19 protein-coding genes are annotated in these 17,093 nt (G+C 43.9%); 14 read left to right on the forward strand and 5 right to left on the reverse strand.

The features are described 5' to 3' along the window. Positions 1-155 precede the first annotated feature (155 nt). The 7 genes from ACWPOD_RS03010 (at position 156) to def (ending at position 6,106) form a co-directional block, all read left to right on the forward strand. Entirely contained in the window at positions 156-1,502 is a 1,347-nt protein-coding gene (locus tag ACWPOD_RS03010; RefSeq protein ID WP_167427452.1) for a magnesium transporter, read from the forward strand. A gap of 293 nt (positions 1,503-1,795) precedes the next feature. Next, the gene (locus ACWPOD_RS03015; RefSeq protein WP_167427453.1) at positions 1,796-2,332 is read left to right on the forward strand and encodes an AAA family ATPase; all 537 of its coding nucleotides are present in this window, start codon (positions 1,796-1,798) and stop codon (positions 2,330-2,332) included. A gap of 113 nt (positions 2,333-2,445) precedes the next feature. Then, positions 2,446-3,891, forward strand: a complete 1,446-nt coding sequence (locus ACWPOD_RS03020; RefSeq protein WP_167427454.1) for an AGE family epimerase/isomerase — start codon at positions 2,446-2,448, stop codon at positions 3,889-3,891. A 100-nt stretch (positions 3,892-3,991) separates the two neighbouring features. Continuing rightward, positions 3,992-4,243 (forward strand): DUF2999 family protein, encoded by a 252-nt coding sequence (locus ACWPOD_RS03025; protein ID WP_005395194.1) that lies wholly within the window; start codon positions 3,992-3,994, stop codon positions 4,241-4,243. A gap of 316 nt (positions 4,244-4,559) precedes the next feature. After that, positions 4,560-4,889, forward strand: a complete 330-nt coding sequence (locus ACWPOD_RS03030) for a YceK/YidQ family lipoprotein (protein ID WP_080253353.1) — start codon at positions 4,560-4,562, stop codon at positions 4,887-4,889. Between the two features lie 31 nt (positions 4,890-4,920). Then, a complete protein-coding gene (locus ACWPOD_RS03035) occupies positions 4,921-5,379 on the forward strand; it encodes an ABZJ_00895 family protein (protein ID WP_054867394.1) in 459 nt (152 codons plus the stop codon). Positions 5,380-5,599: 220 nt separating this feature from the next. Next, positions 5,600-6,106: a peptide deformylase gene (gene def, locus ACWPOD_RS03040; protein WP_005388756.1), complete on the forward strand. Its 507-nt coding sequence runs from the start codon at positions 5,600-5,602 to the stop codon at positions 6,104-6,106. Positions 6,107-6,170: 64 nt separating this feature from the next. Here the strand turns inward: def and ACWPOD_RS03045 are convergent, their stop codons facing one another. Further along, a complete protein-coding gene (locus ACWPOD_RS03045; RefSeq protein ID WP_167427455.1) occupies positions 6,171-6,569 on the reverse strand; it encodes a helix-turn-helix domain-containing protein in 399 nt (132 codons plus the stop codon). Positions 6,570-6,653: 84 nt separating this feature from the next. Between ACWPOD_RS03045 and ACWPOD_RS03050 the strand changes: the two genes are divergently transcribed. The 4 genes from ACWPOD_RS03050 (at position 6,654) to ACWPOD_RS03065 (ending at position 10,309) form a co-directional block, all read left to right on the forward strand. After that, entirely contained in the window at positions 6,654-7,157 is a 504-nt protein-coding gene (locus tag ACWPOD_RS03050) for a DUF2938 domain-containing protein (protein WP_456231549.1), read from the forward strand. Between the two features lie 232 nt (positions 7,158-7,389). After that, complete coding sequence (locus ACWPOD_RS03055) at positions 7,390-8,418, forward strand: phospholipase A (protein WP_006742284.1); 1,029 nt, start codon at positions 7,390-7,392, stop codon at positions 8,416-8,418. A 94-nt stretch (positions 8,419-8,512) separates the two neighbouring features. Continuing rightward, positions 8,513-8,971, forward strand: a complete 459-nt coding sequence (locus ACWPOD_RS03060) for a hypothetical protein (RefSeq protein ID WP_005395188.1) — start codon at positions 8,513-8,515, stop codon at positions 8,969-8,971. Positions 8,972-9,304: 333 nt separating this feature from the next. Continuing rightward, positions 9,305-10,309 (forward strand): metal-dependent hydrolase, encoded by a 1,005-nt coding sequence (locus ACWPOD_RS03065; RefSeq protein WP_167427457.1) that lies wholly within the window; start codon positions 9,305-9,307, stop codon positions 10,307-10,309. Positions 10,310-10,350: 41 nt separating this feature from the next. On the opposite strand, the gene ACWPOD_RS03070 is transcribed toward ACWPOD_RS03065, so the two are convergent. The 3 genes from ACWPOD_RS03070 to ACWPOD_RS03080 form a co-directional block, all read right to left on the reverse strand. Further along, positions 10,351-10,743 (reverse strand): hypothetical protein, encoded by a 393-nt coding sequence (locus ACWPOD_RS03070; protein WP_047008310.1) that lies wholly within the window; start codon positions 10,741-10,743, stop codon positions 10,351-10,353. Positions 10,744-11,247: 504 nt separating this feature from the next. Continuing rightward, positions 11,248-13,008: an ABC transporter ATP-binding protein/permease gene (locus ACWPOD_RS03075; protein ID WP_167427458.1), complete on the reverse strand. Its 1,761-nt coding sequence runs from the start codon at positions 13,006-13,008 to the stop codon at positions 11,248-11,250. A gap of 167 nt (positions 13,009-13,175) precedes the next feature. Further along, complete coding sequence (locus ACWPOD_RS03080; protein WP_167427459.1) at positions 13,176-13,790, reverse strand: 3'-5' exonuclease; 615 nt, start codon at positions 13,788-13,790, stop codon at positions 13,176-13,178. 356 nt (positions 13,791-14,146) lie between these two features. Here ACWPOD_RS03080 and ACWPOD_RS03085 point away from each other — a divergent pair, with 356 nt between their 5' ends. The 3 genes from ACWPOD_RS03085 (at position 14,147) to ACWPOD_RS03095 (ending at position 16,182) form a co-directional block, all read left to right on the forward strand. Then, a complete protein-coding gene (locus ACWPOD_RS03085; RefSeq protein WP_167427460.1) occupies positions 14,147-15,007 on the forward strand; it encodes an immunity 49 family protein in 861 nt (286 codons plus the stop codon). 196 nt (positions 15,008-15,203) lie between these two features. Next, the gene (locus tag ACWPOD_RS03090; protein ID WP_005376453.1) at positions 15,204-15,464 is read left to right on the forward strand and encodes a DUF5062 family protein; all 261 of its coding nucleotides are present in this window, start codon (positions 15,204-15,206) and stop codon (positions 15,462-15,464) included. A 223-nt stretch (positions 15,465-15,687) separates the two neighbouring features. Continuing rightward, positions 15,688-16,182 (forward strand): YcxB family protein, encoded by a 495-nt coding sequence (locus ACWPOD_RS03095; protein ID WP_167427461.1) that lies wholly within the window; start codon positions 15,688-15,690, stop codon positions 16,180-16,182. A 119-nt stretch (positions 16,183-16,301) separates the two neighbouring features. Here ACWPOD_RS03095 and ACWPOD_RS03100 read toward each other — a convergent pair whose 3' ends face one another. Further along, entirely contained in the window at positions 16,302-17,042 is a 741-nt protein-coding gene (locus ACWPOD_RS03100; RefSeq protein WP_174856110.1) for a helix-turn-helix domain-containing protein, read from the reverse strand. Positions 17,043-17,093: the final 51 nt, after the last annotated feature.

Below are 17,093 nucleotides of genomic sequence, written 5' to 3' on the forward strand. Positions count from 1 at the left end.
CATCCCCTTATACAAAGACGTTCTGTTTCTGCGAGCAAAATATAAATTCCGCAATTGTGCGCGCCATTGCCTAGAATTTTAACATCAGGATCTCATGCCTTTAGATAATAGATATCGTGTTGACACTAACGTGATGTCCAAGGAAATCGGTGACAATGATGATAGATTCCAGCCAATTACAAATTAATCGCAAAGTGCCTCATTTGCTTGCCGAGATCATTAAAGCGATAGAGTCGACCGAAGACCTCAGTTTTTTGAAAGACTATCAGGAAGCGCAAATCGCGAACATTTTGGAGTCGGTCAACATTGCTTATCGTAAACGCGTGATAGAAGCGGTGCCGCCAGAGAAGTACTGGACGGTATTAAATTTGCTGCGATACGACACCGCCAAGCACATTCATCAATCACTCAACAAAGAGCTGCAACATGAACGCTTAGCGTACATCACGGATTCGGAACTGATCATCTTTGCAGACTTTCTACCGACCGAATTTGTGGATGAGTACCTTATCGACCAAAGTGAAGAGTCGGTCGCGCACATTCAACAAGCATTGTCGTATGAAGACAACAAAGTAGGACGATATGCCGAGCCGTATTTTTTGGTCGCGAATCCTAAAAACAGCGTAGGAGGCATCAAAAACGAGTTGTTAAAACGTGGACAAAGCCCGGTGCGATTGATCATTGTGCGCGATGTCGGAGGCGTTATTGGGACGATAGAACCTCAAACCCTGTTGCTGCATGAGAACCATACCAAACTCACAGACTTGACCGCAGTCACGCCAATTCTGGAAGATATCCAAACGATTCAAAGCGTCAGTAAACAGGTCTCGATTGATGGTGGCGCGCATTGGTTTCCTATCATGGCTGGTGGCAAAATTATGGGCGTTTTGTCGATGGCGACCATCGCGATTACCTTGCGTGAACTCAGCCTACAAGCTGTAGTGGCAGAAAACGTACGAAGCGAAGAAGATTTGTTCACACCATTAACTGTGGCGACAAGGCTAAGAGCACTTTGGTTGGTGATTAATTTGCTGACTGCCTTTGTTGCCTCTGCCATCATTGGTATTTTTGATAATGTGGTCGAGCAAGTCGTTGCGCTTGCGATCTTAATGCCCGTTGTGGCGAGTATGGGCGGCATCGCAGGTAGCCAAACCTTAGCGGTGGCCATTCGGGGTATCGCACTCAACCATTTGCACCAAAGTAACTTGAAGCTATTGGTGAATAAGGAATTAAAAATCGCCACCATTAATGGCTTGATCATGGGATTAGTCATCGCGGGTGTCGTCTACATGGTGTTTGACTCTTGGCCATTGGCGCTTATTATCTGCTGCGCAATTTTTCTCAATAGTCTGGCGGCTGCGGCATCGGGTACGCTGATACCATTCACGTTGAAGAAGTTTAACATTGACCCCGCCGTGGCTGGCTCGGTAGTATTGACGACCGTTACTGATGTCGTCGGTTTCTTTGCATTCTTAGGCTTAGGTGCCATTTTCTTGATATAGAAAGCCAATTGACGCGCTAACCCGCTGAACCAATCTCTCCATTTTCCAACCCAATTTTTTGGGCAAGCTTGGTTCGCTCAAAATTCCTCCGTTTTTCATAAACGCTGAACACGCCGTTTAAGCTTTCATTTCATCAATATTTTTTTCACTGCTCATTTCTATCCCAAAACATTCCACTGCCGATCTCGCTTAACGCTGGCGTGCCAAATGCCAATTTCAAACGCCAGATCATGCCAATTATCTTGGCTGTACCCGCATTACTTCACTCAAACAAAAAAAATAAGGAAACAATTTTGAATAAACTCATCGTATTCACTGGTGGTCCCGGTGCAGGAAAAACCTCGGTAATCGAACAACTAAAAACACAAGGCTTTATCTGCTCGCCAGAAACAGGTCGTCACGTAATACAAAGGCAGGTTACGAATCACGGTTCAGCATTACCTTGGAATGACAAACAAGCCTTTCGAGACGAAATGATGAAGGCAGAAGTGAGCAATTACCGAGCTTTCAATGTCCGCCAGGGGGACGTGTTTTTTGATCGCAGTATTGTGGACGTATATGGCTACAGCAAGTTGGAACAATTGCCAATCTCGCATGAGCTCATCACGCATTGCCAGACGCTTCGTTATCATTCTCAAGTGTTCATTTTTCCACCGTGGTCGTCGATATTCAGCAACGATGAAGAGCGAAAGCAAGATTTTTCTGAAGCGGTCGCCACGCATAAACAGATGGTCGATGCATACCACAAGTTCGGTTATCAATTGTTCGAAGTGCCCAAAATGTCAGTCGAAGACAGAGTGGCGTTTATTCTCGACTCAGTCATCGAATAAGGCAGACAGATGAACAATGCAAACAAATGCGTAAGGCGATTGTGACAACGACGACAATATGCGTAAAGGGAGTTATTTATACTGGATAAAATTCAATAACTTAATTGAGCATTATGTCTTTTAAATATCTTACCTTATTGCTCGCAACGACGAGCATGAACAGCTTTGCTGATGTGGAGCTGCCTTCGGGGGATGATTGGTTAAACCATGTGACGAATGGCCTAGCCCCATATTGGATGATGGAAAGTGCGCATGGGCAACCTGCGGGGAATTTTCCGACATTTCGTTGTGATAACGGTGTCATTCTCGACCCACAAAAGCCGTGTGAAGAATTAAACAAAGGGTGGATTATCCCGCACTTCGATCGCGAATACACACGCATGAAATCGCGCCAAACTTACGCTTATGGCGTGCTTTTTCATCTTACGGGTGACAAACAAGCATTAGAGCTGGCAAAGAAAGGGGCTTATTACCTGATTGATCATCTACAAGATGAGAAAAACGGCGGCTTTGTGAGCTTTACGCGTAGTGGAAAACCGGGGATGGAGTGGCAACAGCGAACTTCTCAAGACCAAGCTTACGCCTTGGTGGGTTTAGCGATGTACTACTACTTGACGCAAGATCCAAAGGTTGAACAAGCACTTATCGACCAGCAAGCGTTTATATTTAAACAATACCGACGAAGCGATGATCGCGGTCTGGCGTGGGTTTTGAAAGATGGTGATGGAGAAAGTGAGAAGCAGCAAGAGTTAGTCGCTCAACTTGACCAAATCAATGGCTACCTGTTGTTAACGGCGCCACTTTTACCAGAACCAGCGCAAGCCAAGTGGAAACAAGATCTGGAGTGGCTGACGCAAGTGATGCTAGATAACTACCATTCCGTCAAAGAGCAGCGTTTTTATGGCGCGATACACCACAAAGCGGTAATGATGTCAGATGCGAAACACAATGATTTTGGACACACCATCAAAGCGTATTGGATGACGTATCTCACTGGTCAGTTGTTGGGGAAATCCAATTGGACAGAGTTTGGTTTCAAAGGAATGAAACACACGCTTAAACAGGCGCAATACCAGCAAAACTTTGAGCAAGTCAAAGCGTTCTTCTCGCCAGAATGGCAGACTAAATGGACGCAAGAGAGCATTCCTGCTTGGCAATCAAGACCGCACAAACACTATAGCTCGTCTTGGGAATGGGCAGAACTCGATCAAGCGGCGATGACGGTTTCTCTTGTCGATGATTCGATGAAAGAAACGTTGCAATATACATTACCCACCTTTATGGACGTGTGGGTGGATCATCAGTACGGAGGTGTTGGTCTGAATCCTAAATCAACCAAAGCGTTCCATTGGGGAAATGGTTACCACCAGTTTGAACATGCGTTGGTCGGATATTTGTACGCGCAACAAATGGCAAAACAGCCCGCCAAGCTTTACTACGCGCGACCAGCCGAGAGTAAAATGCCACTTAATCCATATTACTTTAACGCGGATATAAAAGCGCTTTCATCGCAAAGTGATGGAGTCACTACCGCAACGTTCACCAATATTCGACCATAACTTGGTCGATGGTGGTGTGGTGGTTAAAGTCTGCGTGCAAACTAACAAAACCCAATGGTAAACTGCGGGTCTGTTTTACATAGTATTTAAAGGTAATTTGATGAACCCGATTCTTGCGATGTTGAAAGAAAACAATATTAGCGACGAGCAAATCAACGAGCTATTTCAGGCGTTAACTCAAAACCCTCTGGCTGCAATGGCAACTATCAGCCAACTAGGTCTGCCACAAGATCAGCTTCAAGCGTTAATGGCGCAGGTAATGCAAAACCCTGTATTGATTAAAGAAGCAGTGGAAGAGCTGGGCCTAGACTTCTCCAAAGTAGTAGAAGCCAAAGCGAAGCTACAGCAGTAATCGAGTTTTCGATAAAAACAAAAGCCGCCAGAGCCAAATGGTTCTGGCGGCTTTTTTACATCAGATGAAAGGTACGCGACTCCAACGGGAAAGCGAATAGGTTGAGCTTAACTTGGTGCTTGCATAAAAAATTAAGTGCGATTCTAGTCACGTCGCATGAACTCACGGGTGCTATTGGAAATAAATGAATTGTTTCTAATACATAGAACGTATTAACATGGTTGCACTAGGCCCATATGAGTAAATTCATTGAATATACAATTTGAGAGAGAGGGTTTAGTTTTAAAAAATAATAGTTAGTTGGAATCTAGGTTAAATGAAAATAAATATATTTAAAAAGCTACAAGTTGTATTTCTTGTGGTGTCAGCATCTTTAATGGTGGGGTGTTCATCTATAGATGCGCATGCTGGTGGCGGATACGGAAAGCCGTTTTCAGGCACAGCGTTATCAGTCGCACGACAACCTTGCTATTTAAGATCTGATATTACTTCCATCGCGTTATATCCACTTTCATTGATTGACATTCCTTTGTCGTTAGCAACGGACGTTGTGTTTCTTCCTGTTGATTTAGTCATGGTAGCTACACCCACAACTAGTTATGGCGGCGTTGTTTCTCTAGGTTGTCCAAGCGGCAGCATGATCTAAAGTCTGATTTTATTGAAATAAATGGAAGGAAATGAAAGTGGAATCGAAAAATAATTACTCAACAGAAAACAACGCTCCCTCGGTGCTCTTTGTAACGTCGCTTTTGTGTCTGGCATCAGTTTGTTTGGCCATACTGCTATTTATTATTGAGTACATTTCTGGCATGGAAATGAACGGTGTCGGCTTTCTTGGGACGTTAATACCAGCGATGAGTGTAGGATATTATTTTGGCTATAAAACAGGGAATATAATGCCTTCGACAACGAGATGGTATTCAGTGCTGCTTTGGAATTTATCGAGCTTAGTGGTGTTTTCTCTCATCTTAATGTTTTTGGGCATCTCTATATTTGAAGTGATAGCGGAACTAGGCTGGTTCAGTATTATTATCGTTGTATTAACGTTAATAACCGTTTGTCTCGGGTACTTTATTTTCAAGAGTGGTGAAAAAATGGCGATTAAGGTTTTGCTAAAAGCGCAAAAGAGTGCGTAACTCACATATAACGAACGCTTAAAGATAGATACGTAAAAAAGACGCCAGCCATATCGCGCTGGCGTTATTGTTTTCTCTTTCTTTGTGCCTCTTTGGTCTCTAGCAAAATCGAATGTTTTAGACGAAACGGTCTTTCCACGAAAACTCAACATGTTTATGTCTGCCGAAACGTGTGTATAATTCGCCGGAAATTACGATTTACAGATAACGAAAGGTAAGTATGGCAGTCCTCGAAATTCTCTCCATTCCAGACCCAAGGCTTAAAGTAAAAGCAGAAAAAGTCACTGATGTATCGACAGTACAAACGTTGATCGACGATATGCTAGAAACACTTTACGCAACGGGCAATGGCATCGGTTTAGCTTCAACCCAAGTGGGCAGAAAAGAAGCGGTTGTTGTCATCGATATCTCTGACGAACGTAATGATCCTTTAATCTTAGTTAACCCAGAAGTGGTGAGCGGAGAAAACAAAGCACTTGGTCAAGAAGGGTGCCTATCTGTTCCCGAATACTACGCCGATGTAGAGCGTTACACATCAGTTGTTGTGTCTGCATTGGACCGTGATGGCAACCCGATTACAATCGAGAGCGATGAGTTCTTGGCGATTGTGATGCAGCACGAAATTGATCACCTATCTGGTAACTTGTTCATTGATTACCTTTCACCGTTAAAGCAAAAAATGGCGATGAAAAAAGTGAAGAAGTACGTAAAATCGCAAGCTAAGTAATATGAAAGGGAGTAACTCACAACCGCGAGTTACTTCCTTTTAAATCAAGAATAAGTAGAGTGCTTTATCTCGGTTTTTTAGGGACATAACGCTTTACGACCTTCATAAGCTTCTGAAATGAAGAACAGTCCATATGTGACTCATGAGGACAGGAAGCAACATGGTTTAGGCTGTCTCGAACCGCTTTCAAACGTTTTATTTGCTCATCAATTTCAAGCGCCTTTTTCGCCAGTAAGTCACGATCAATGTATGCTTCTGAGTGATTCAACATTTCCGCCATTTCGTTAAGTGATATTCCAGCGATACGCCCTAAACTAATTAAGTTGAGTTTATTGAGTACCTCTGGTGTATATTGACGTCTCAATCCATTCCTTCCTATCGAGCGAATTAACCCTAACTGTTCGTAGTATCTGAGCGTTGAGGTCGGCAATCCTGATTTTTTAACCACTTCTGCAATATCCATATTATTCCTCATTGACTTCAAGTTGGCTTTAAGTTGTAGCATGCAACTAAGACCTTAACAAATCAAAAACTTGAGGAGCGAAAAATGCTGTTTTTAATAGGATTACAAGCGGCGCTAATAGGGATTGGTGCGACTTTGATAATGGATTTATGGGCTTGGCTACAAAGGAGAGTGTTTGGTATTCACTCACTAAACTATGCATTGGTTGCGCGCTGGGTTTTATATATGCCCAAAGGAAAGCTTATGCATGCGCCAATTATGGCAACAGACGCGATGTCGGGAGAAAAAGCACTCGGTTGGTTTTTGCACTATGCCATTGGTGTTGTTTTCGCTTTGGCTCACATTGCTGCTTTTGGGCATCATTGGTTGGTAGAGCCTAGTCTAGTGCCCGGCTTAGCCACTGGTGTGGTCACGTTGGTGTTCCCATTTTTTGTCATTCAACCTTGTCTAGGATTTGGTTTTGCTGCCAGTAAAACCCCAACACCTTGGAAAGCCCGTTTTCTTAGCACATTGGCGCATTTGGCTTACGGCTTGGGTTTATTCATAGCCGGGTTTGCAATCAAAGTGGCGAGCCAGTATTTTGCATAGGGAATATGAGCATCATGCAAACGAGTCTTTTTTGTTTTTATTTATGATGCTCAACTCTTGGACTTTTTTGGCGCGTTGCTCATAGTGGGCCGATATGTTTGAGGTCTGTCGTATTTATCCAAGACGTAAAGTCGGCGAACATTTAACATTACCTTAACGCCAGAATGGCAAGCGGTTTACCAAGAAAAATTAAAATTATCTGGTTTGACATAAAGAATATTAAGGGTTTCAGATGGCTTCAAAAGTGGCAGGGATATCAATACTGAGCTTATTGGCAGCGCCAGTTGCGATGGGAGAAACAGCCAGTGCTTATGATTTATGTTTGCTAGACAAAATTAAGCAAAGCAAAGGTGAGGAAACCATAAAGAGCATTCGCGCGCAGTGTGAGCTCGATGCAGTAACAAGTACAGTGCCCGCTGATCCAGAAATTGAAGAACCTGAGGAGCTTCAGGAAAGCTTGGTCGACAAACGTTTGGAATCAGAACGAGAAAACGCCTTTGAACCATTTAGTTTGGTGGCGCATCGTGTTAACTACATCTTGCCGTTCACTTACAGTGATCGCGTAAATAAGCGTGCTTATGCGGACACTAAGTACGGAGATGAGCTGCGTAAGGAAGAAGCGGAGTTCCAAATTAGTTTTAAAGTGCCAATGAACTACGACGATTTGTTGTTTGATGGGGATGGTTTGTTCTTTGGTATGACGCTAAAGTCATTTTGGCAGGTGTATACAGGAGCAGCATCGCGTCCATTTCGTGAAACCAATTATCGTCCTGAGCTTTTTTATTATACCCCGACAGACTGGAAGCCACTTGATGGCTCGACTTGGTTAGGTTTTGGTATTGAACATGAGTCGAATGGGCAGAGACAAGAGTTATCGCGCAGTTGGAATCGTGTTTACGCCAACTTAACCTTTGCGAAAGACAATTTTGCGGTTTCTCTTCAACCGTGGTGGCGTATACCTGAGGATGAAAAAACATCTCCGAATGATCCTAAAGGTGATGATAACCCGGATATCGAAGATTACATGGGGCACTTTGAGCTATCGAGTGCGTACAAATGGAATGGTTATGAGTTTACCTTCTTGGGCCGCCAGAACTTCCAAACGCATAAAGGCTTTGCCGAATTAGGGGTGTCATTTCCGATCTGGGGCAAACTTCAGGGATACGCACAGTACTCGACGGGGTATGGTAAGAGCTTGATTGACTATGATCATAATCAGCAGCGTATTGGTGTTGGTATCGCGATCAACGGTGTTCTGTAGTTTTTCGGTAGCTCAATAGAAATAAACGCTGGCAATTGAGATTTCAGTATTTAGAATGCGTGGCTGAAATTGATTTCCAACCTAGAGTGATTTTATGCTTCGTGATTACACCTTCGATTGTCTTGTAACCATGCCTCGTCATGAACTGGAAGAGTTTAGTGCTCGCATGATCAGTAAAATGGTGCCTGAAGACGTGATGAATGAGCTATTTACTTTCGATCAAGAAGAAGTGGATAGCGAAGACCGTATGTTGTCTGCACGTCTTGATGCCATGTTACGCATGACAGCAATCGCACTGAGTGAAATTCAACAAGCGTTTGATGACTCAGACAATGCTAAGCAAAATAGCGAGCGAATGACGCGACTGGTTCTTTGGCATTTCTATGCGATTTCATTCCATTTGGAAGAGGCGATCACGTTAGAAACACACTGTGCACTAGTGGAAAAGCTACTCGAAAATACACCTTCGGATGTTTTTGATTGGGTAAAAACATTGACGGAACTTCTGCACACTTACGCTGAAATCAACGCGAAAGAAAACCCTCAAGACTAAGGTTTTTGTCGTTAATCCTTCAGTAAACAAGGCGAGCCATCCGGTTCGCCTTGTTTTATTTTTGCATCTGTAAAATCCGCAGTTTTGTACTTTTGACGTACACCACAAGCCTCGCTTTAGGTTCGCTTCTCACTAGAGAATAGGGCGATTCCTTCTTACACTAAAATCAAAGTGTTTGTTTTCGAACACTTTAATGCGTCATTAAGGTGTGTCTTCCAATCCACTTAAATACGGATAATTTATGTCGGAGAACGTTCTGGTTTTTAAATTTGAGCCTATTTTGAAGCGTATATGCCTTCTATCTCGGCTACATTTTCGTTGCGGGCGTAAATAATGGACCCGTTAACGCAAGGTTTACTTGGCGCTGCTTTGCCACAGTCTGCAAGTAACAAGCGGCACATTGTGGCTGCTGGCGTGTTAGGCGTGGTTTCAGGGATGGCACCGGATTTGGATGTACTTATCCGTTCATCAACTGACCCATTGCTGTTTTTGGAATATCACCGACACTTTACCCATTCATTGTTGTTTATCCCTTTTGGCAGCTTTCTCTGTGCTTTAGTGTTGTATCCGTTGTTAGCAAAAAAGCGAGGACTAAGCTTCCGGCAGAGTTGGTTTTATTGTGCCCTTGGTTATAGCACCCATGCGCTGTTAGATGCTTGCACCAGCTATGGGACTCAGCTTTTTTGGCCGATAAGCAACACACGCTATGCCTGGAATACGATCTCTGTTATCGATCCCGCTTTCTCACTTCCGATTTTGATCCTGCTTTTCTTTGCCGCACTGAAGCGAAATCGAAATTACGCGCGTGTCGCATTTCTATGGTCTCTGGCTTATCTGACTCTTGGGGTTATTCAACGAGATAGAGCAGAAGCGGCCGGGTGGAAAATCGTCCAAGAGAGACAGCACAGCGCTTTGCAGCTAAAAGCAAAACCAACCTTCGGGAATCTTTTGGTCTGGAAAGTGATTTATGAAACGGAAGATAACTACTATGTGGATGCGGTAAGAGTGGGGCGTTCAATAAAAATCTACCCAGGCGAATCCACACCAAAGCTCAATGTGAAGACTCAATTTCCATGGCTCGATCCGCAATCGCAGCAAGCGAAAGACATCGAACGTTTCCGTTGGTTTTCAAATGGTTTTGTAGCGCAAGACCCGAATAACGAAATGCGAATTGTTGACGTGCGTTACTCCATCGTTCCAAACCAAATTAACGCGCTGTGGGGCATCAATCTATCCCCAAAAGCCAGCGCGGATGAACACGTCGAATACACTGCTCATCAAGGTAGTACAACGGAAGACCGCCAAACTTTTCTCAATATGCTTACGGATTTTGAGTGATGGTTTTTACTTTGGGTACCGATGCGGTGTCGTAATAACCATCACGCTGACTGAAAGTCCTTCACTAGGGTAGGCTTGCTGGCGAAGAAAACTTTGCCAAACAGAGACTTGTACTTCCAGCCAAGAGACAACAGTCGTTTTGCTAAGCTTTTGTTTTCAATGATAGCGACCTCAACGCCTTGGTAATGATATGGATGGCTTTTAATGTAGTCGATAAATGCAGTAAGCACACCTTGCCCGCGAACGGAGGGCGCAAAGTTGACTGCAACAATGGAAAAGCGCTGACTGCCAACAGGGCAACGGACAAAGCAGTGTCCAAGCGGATGAGTGATGGTCTCGGAAAACTCAGGAAACGCGCGAGACTCTAATTCTTGAGAAAGCGCATCGTATTGCTGACATAAATGATAAAAAAGTTGTTTCGCTTCACTGTTCATCTCGGTGCCACTTACTTGTAACTTGGTTTAAAGGCATTGATTTCACGAACATTGTAACCATAGGCAGCAAGACAAAACGCGGTGAATTTTTACAGTGGTAATTTCCTATTTTTGAAACCTAACTTGTTACAAATGAAGTTGATTGGATTTTATATGGTACTTGGGGATGAGTGTTTCTAGTTGAAGGGAGAGTACGCTGGTTACTGGATTCTTACCGGAGTTCCTGTATTAAAACGAGAACCACTTGGTTTAATGCCGCTCGTTTAACTACGAGTGGCATCTTTTTGTATTTCGTTATCTTGTACAGCGGCGAAGGTGCGTGATATAGGATCTTCTATCCTAGCTCTTTATGGTCAAAATTGTCTCTTTAACCACTCCTCAGCACGTTGCTATTAGATTCCTAGTCTCGCCAAGGCTCGCTGGAATGACACAAAAACATCGTTAAGCTATTGGCATTAAATCACTTGGTCCGTTTTTGCTTATTCTTGAGGGCTTAACTAGGCGTTACTCTAAGTGCTTAAATTGTAACGCCACGAGTCGCTGATACAACTCACAGCTTTGCATTAATGATTGGTGGTTACCAACATCGACTAACTCACCATTGTCCAGCACCGCTATTTTATCCGCATGTTGGATAGTCGAAAGGCGATGAGCAATGATAAGTGTTGTGCGTCCTTTCATCAGTGCTTCAAGTGCTTGCTGAACGTGATGTTCACTTTCACTATCAAGGGCGCTGGTAGCTTCGTCTAGTAGTAAGATTTTTGGGTCTTTTAGAATCGCGCGGGCAATCGCAATGCGCTGCTTTTGACCACCTGATAGTCTAACGCCGCGCTCGCCTAAAAAGCTGTGATAGCCTTCGGGAAGCTTCTCAATAAACTCATGGGCATGAGCTTTTTTGGCGGCTTCGATGACTTGTTCATCCGTGGCTTCTGGATTGCCGTAGCGAATATTGTGGAACACATCATGGCTAAACAGCGCTGGCTGTTGTGGTACGAGTGCCATTTGGCGTCGAAGCTCTTTTGGGTCGAACTGTCGAATATCTTCGCCACCAAACAACACTTGCCCCTGTTGTGGGTCATAAAAGCGTTGCAGCAATTCGAATAGTGTTGTTTTACCTGCACCAGAAGGGCCAACCAACGCCAATACTTTGCCTTGTTCTGCGGTTAGATTTAATTCTTTGATAGCTGGTTGATTTGGGCGAGAAGGGTAGTTGAAACTCACCGAATTAAAGTTAACCTCAGCAGGCATATCCGGACGGACAGGCAAATGGTTGCTTGGCGCTTTAATATCGCTGTCTACTTGAAGAATCTCAATCAGTCGCTCGGTAGCACCTGCGGCTCTTTGCAGTTCACCCATGACTTCGGAAATGGTTGCAGTCGATGAGGCAACCATAATGGCGTAAAACACAAACGCTGCTAGGTCTCCCGCAGACATCTTTCCGTGAATCACATCGCTGCCGCCAACCCAAAGCATGCCTGCAATTGCGCTGAACACAATCACAATAACGCCTGATATCAGGATTGCGCGTTGTTTTACTCTCTGTCTGCCCACTTCATACGCTTTTTCCACCTCGACAGCGAAAGCCGCTCGTTCGTACGGCTCTGAGCTAAAACTTTGCACGGTTTTAATATGTTCTATCGCTTCACCTGCGTAGCTGCCGACATCGGCCATTGAGTCTTGACTTTGGCGAGAGAGCGCACGCACGCGTCGTCCATAAAACAAAATCGGAACCAAAACCAAAGGCACAGAAGCAAGCACAATCAGCGTGAGCTTAACGTTGGTGGCAAACAACATTATGATGGCCCCAAAGCACATCAAAGCGCTACGCATCGCCATCGAGAACGATGAACCAATAATGCTTTGCAGCAACGTGGTATCGGTAGTCAGGCGCGACATAATATCGCCGCTACTGTTGGTCTCAAAATAGCTCGGATGCAGCGTAATCACATGGTTAAACACTGAAAGGCGAATATCCGCACTGACGCGCTCACCCACCGAAGAGACAAGGTAAAAGCGAAAGAAGGTCCCAATGGCAATACACAATGTGACACCGACAATAAACTGAATCGCATTGGTAAGCTCTTGCAATGATTGCTGAGCAAAGCCTTGGTCGATAAGAATACGTACTCCATAGCCAACGGATAACGTCAAACTTGCCGTCGCGACAAGGGCAACCAAAGCCGCCGCAACCCGCCATTTATAAGGTGCAATAAAGGTGTTGAGTTTAAGAAGAATGCTGAGATTTTTGTTATTTTTTCGGCTCATGAGTGACTCACAAAGCGTTTTAGGTACCTGGCATAGTAAGCCAGTTTGGTTGGTGAGACCAGCGAACTGCCGCATTCAGATTAGGAAGTTCACTGGGATAGCCAATATTGCATCGAAAATCACTTAAACGTGTAAGAGACGAGAATCAGCTTTTAGCTAGGAGGGGGTTAAGCACGGCTTTTGGCGAGTAGCTGGTCGACTTTTCCTTTTGCTGTTTTACTAACCGTTTGCATCAACTGAAAACTTGGCTTAACGATACCTGAGTTTTCTATCCCTTCGACCATTAAGAGCCAAAGCTTGGCTGTCATTTGCGCATCGGATAGTGCACGGTGGAAAACACCGTCGTTGTCGATATTTTTATAGCGAACAAGTTCACCTAGCTTGTGTGATGGGGCATCTTGAATGAGCCGTCTTGCTACCAGTAAGGAGCAAGCAAACTCCCCCGAATAACTACAGTTGATTCGTTCAAGCTCTGCATCTAAAAATCGTTTATCGAATGAAGCGTTATGAGCGATAAGGTTCTCGCCAGCAATGAACTCACTAAATGACGCCATTACCTCTTCGCAGCTTGGTGCCGATCGCAACATATTGTTGGTAATGCCGGTGTAGTTCTCAATGAAAGAACTCACTCTGAAACCGGGATTCATGAGTTGCTGAAAACTATCGACAACCTCGCCATTGACTAACTTTACTGCACCAATTTCTATTGCGCGATCACCTAAAGTAGGAGAGAGACCTGTGGTTTCAAAGTCGAGTACGACCACAGAGTTTGCTTGAGGCATAAAATTTTCCAGCTGAGTAATATTGCGCAAGAGTATTATTGAAAGCGACAGAAAAAGAAAGGCGAACACAATGGTGAATATCTGTCTATCTTTACTCCACAAAGTCAGTGTTCGTCGTCCACTGTTTATGGACAGGTACGTTCTGGCTTACCCATCGCGGCTTGTGCGGTAGCCTTATATTTCAAATGTTTTTCGGCTTTTCGATTCATTTCAATTAAGCATTAACTTTCGATATAAAATACTGATTATAAATTGATTTTATAAATCAACTTCGGCATCATTCGCGGCTTGATTTTGAAGATGAATATCATCACGGCAAAAAATTAGAACAACTTATAATGCGAGGCTAGGGAACGATGGAACAAATGAAAAATCACTATTTAGAGATACCTGAAGAAAGAAAATTGCGTATTTTTCGTGAAGAAGATGAAGATTTCTACAGCTTCTGGGAAAGAATGCTTGATGAAAAACAATCTTTTTATCAGCAACCTCTTAAAAGAATGAAAGGCGATGCTTGGGATTCGCTTCAGGCATTTTTTACTGCTTCAAAATATGGACAACATCAGGCCTCGCCAGCTTATATAAAAAGAGCGCTTGAGTTACTGAATAACGTATACTTACTGGCCAATCATTCAGACCAAGTTGTTGAATTCTCCGTTGGGCACCGACATTTTTCGGAAGTAGGTGACCGTTCTGTTGCAGGGGGAACGATGGATGCTTGGTTGGATGAAATCTGTTTAGCGATGGCAGCGAGAGATTGGCGCTGTGTAGAGCTGATGACCATCATGGATGAATCATTAGTGTCTATAAAGACACCGTTTAATGTTGCACTGGTCGAGTTCGTTAAAGGTGTATTTAGTAATTCATCAGCGCTACCTGCGTTATTGCAAACTGTGATGGAGAAATCCTCCCCGCAATATTTAGAATCAACCAGGGTGCCCTATGTACATTCTTTGTTTATTCCTTTTGTGAATGTGTTTGTTGCCATTATCGATGGCGATGAGTCACATTATCAAGAAGCACTGAGAGATGCGTTAGAGGCGCATTACCAGTTCTACATGAATGAAGATGTTCGCTATTTGCCAAAAGGAAATGTTTCTCTGAAACTGACTGGTCTTGCTGCATTAGCATACGATAAGTATGGCTGGACGATTCCAGAAACCGCATATTTACCGAAATGGCTCGTTTACGGTGAACATGATCTCTGTTCTAAATAAATCATTCGGAGGCTGGCCCTCAAGCCCACTCGGAGTTGCAGCTCGGAGGCATACACAGAAAATACGCCTCGAAAAAGGTCGTTTTTTAATCGACCACTCGGTAGTAAGGCATAAACTTATCAATATGCGAGCTTACTAACACGCCATACGTGACACTTCATGTATTCTTAGCCGAAGCGAAGAAGAGGATTTATCAATGTCAAAAAGCTCCAAGCTTCACAATGAAGACAAACTGGTCAAGAAGGCACTAGAGATTGGTGGGAAGATGGCGAAACTACAAGGTTTTGACCTTCCACAGTCACCACAACCTCTGAGAGTAAAAGCGATTTACCTATTCTTGGTCGATGCCAAACAGATCACGCCACTACCGGAAAGCAAGCTAGACGGCGCAAGCATCAAACACCGACTGGCAGTCTGGATACACAGTGCATTGCCAGACAACGACCCTCTAAAGTAGAAAACCTTATAAGTCATATAGGTCATTAATTAACAAGGCGAGCCAAATGGTTCGCCTTGTTTGATCTTGGCGAGTGCACCGAGGTCTTTTTGCGTGGCGGTATCATTGATTTACAAAACAGAATCAAAAGGACTAAAGATAAATCCCGATAAGCGCTACAATGCAGGCGTTGCGAGAGTGCAACCAAGATTACTCATTTACAGAAGCCTTGAAGTAACCATACATGTCTAAAGATTTCGAATTCACTACAGAATACATACTCGACAAACCTTTCTTTGCTGAGTGTTATGATCAAACTAGCCAGCCAACGAAGTTCCCACAAGCGTACTTAAAAGGGATACTGTTTCTTATCTTTGGTGTGGTCTTATTAGAGTTTGAACTGCTACCTAACGGTTATGTCGGTTGGTTCTTTATCGTATTGAGTGTGATTGAAGCGTGTAGCGTTTACTTCAAAAGAACTTGGTGGCTGTGGCGTCAAACCATCAGCTCAAGTCGCGGCAGTAAAGTGGCTTTTGAAGTGAATGCAGATGGCGTGCGCTACAAAAGTGGTAAAGTTGACCGCAGCCTCGCTTGGAATGATATCGACCAACTGGAACAAACTGATTTGGGATTTATCCTTCACCTTGGTAAACAACGCCAATACATCAGCAAATCTTGCTTAAACGAAGAAGTGACCGCGTTTATGGTAGAACAGCACGCGGCATCAAAAGCGAGCTAACAAATTTACATCAAGCTGGAATGAGCGATCTAAAAAGTAGGTGATATATGATCGAACATCATAACAAGTGCTTGGTTGATTCTGAATCAACTGGGTTTGATGTACAAAGCTAAAAAGGTTTAGAGATTTCTCTTTCGGAGAAACTGCTTCGGTGTCATGCGCGCAATCTGCTTACATTCTCTAGTCATGTGTGCTTGATCAGAAAAACCTTGCTCCAGCGCCAACTCCGATAAAGTAAGATCGGGTTGCGCTCGGAGTAGTTCTAAAGTGTGCTTCACTCGTTTAATACGTTGGTAATGTTTAGGAGTAATCCCCAACCATTTCTGAAAATTGCGCTCTCTCTGGCGCTGACTGAGCGTCCCTGTAGGCTGGTCAATGATGTGGCGGACGTATTGTGGTTCATATTCCTCAATCAGTGCTTGAACCCAGCGATACAAAGTAGAAATCCTTGCAGACGGCGAACGCGCTGTTTGCAGAGACTCAAATGTTGCTAGCGCAGAAGAAGCCAAAGGGTGGTCATCTTGAATCCGCAATAGCTGTTCTAGGCGTTTACCAAATAGTTGATAACCAACAGCAGGATGAAAGCGTACGCCAGTCATCACCGCGCCTGGCGGTAGGCAGACTTGATGTGCCAGAATGCTTACAGGTAGTAGGACAACCCCTGGCGTTTGCCACTCACCATCCATTTGTACTTCATTCTGTAAAATGAATACCACACCTGTACCAGCATCACTGAGTAATTGTTTACGTACGGTTTGCGTCGTATCAGGTTTGACGGATGCTGACCAAATGGCTTGAACATAGCCAGCTAAAGCCCTTTGAGGTTTTAAAATATCAAATTCTAAGTTCAAATGAATCATCCTATTTAACCTCAACTTAAATGAGAAAGTGATACACATGTACTTTTCATC

The organism is Vibrio sp. JZG120, assembly GCF_053890955.1.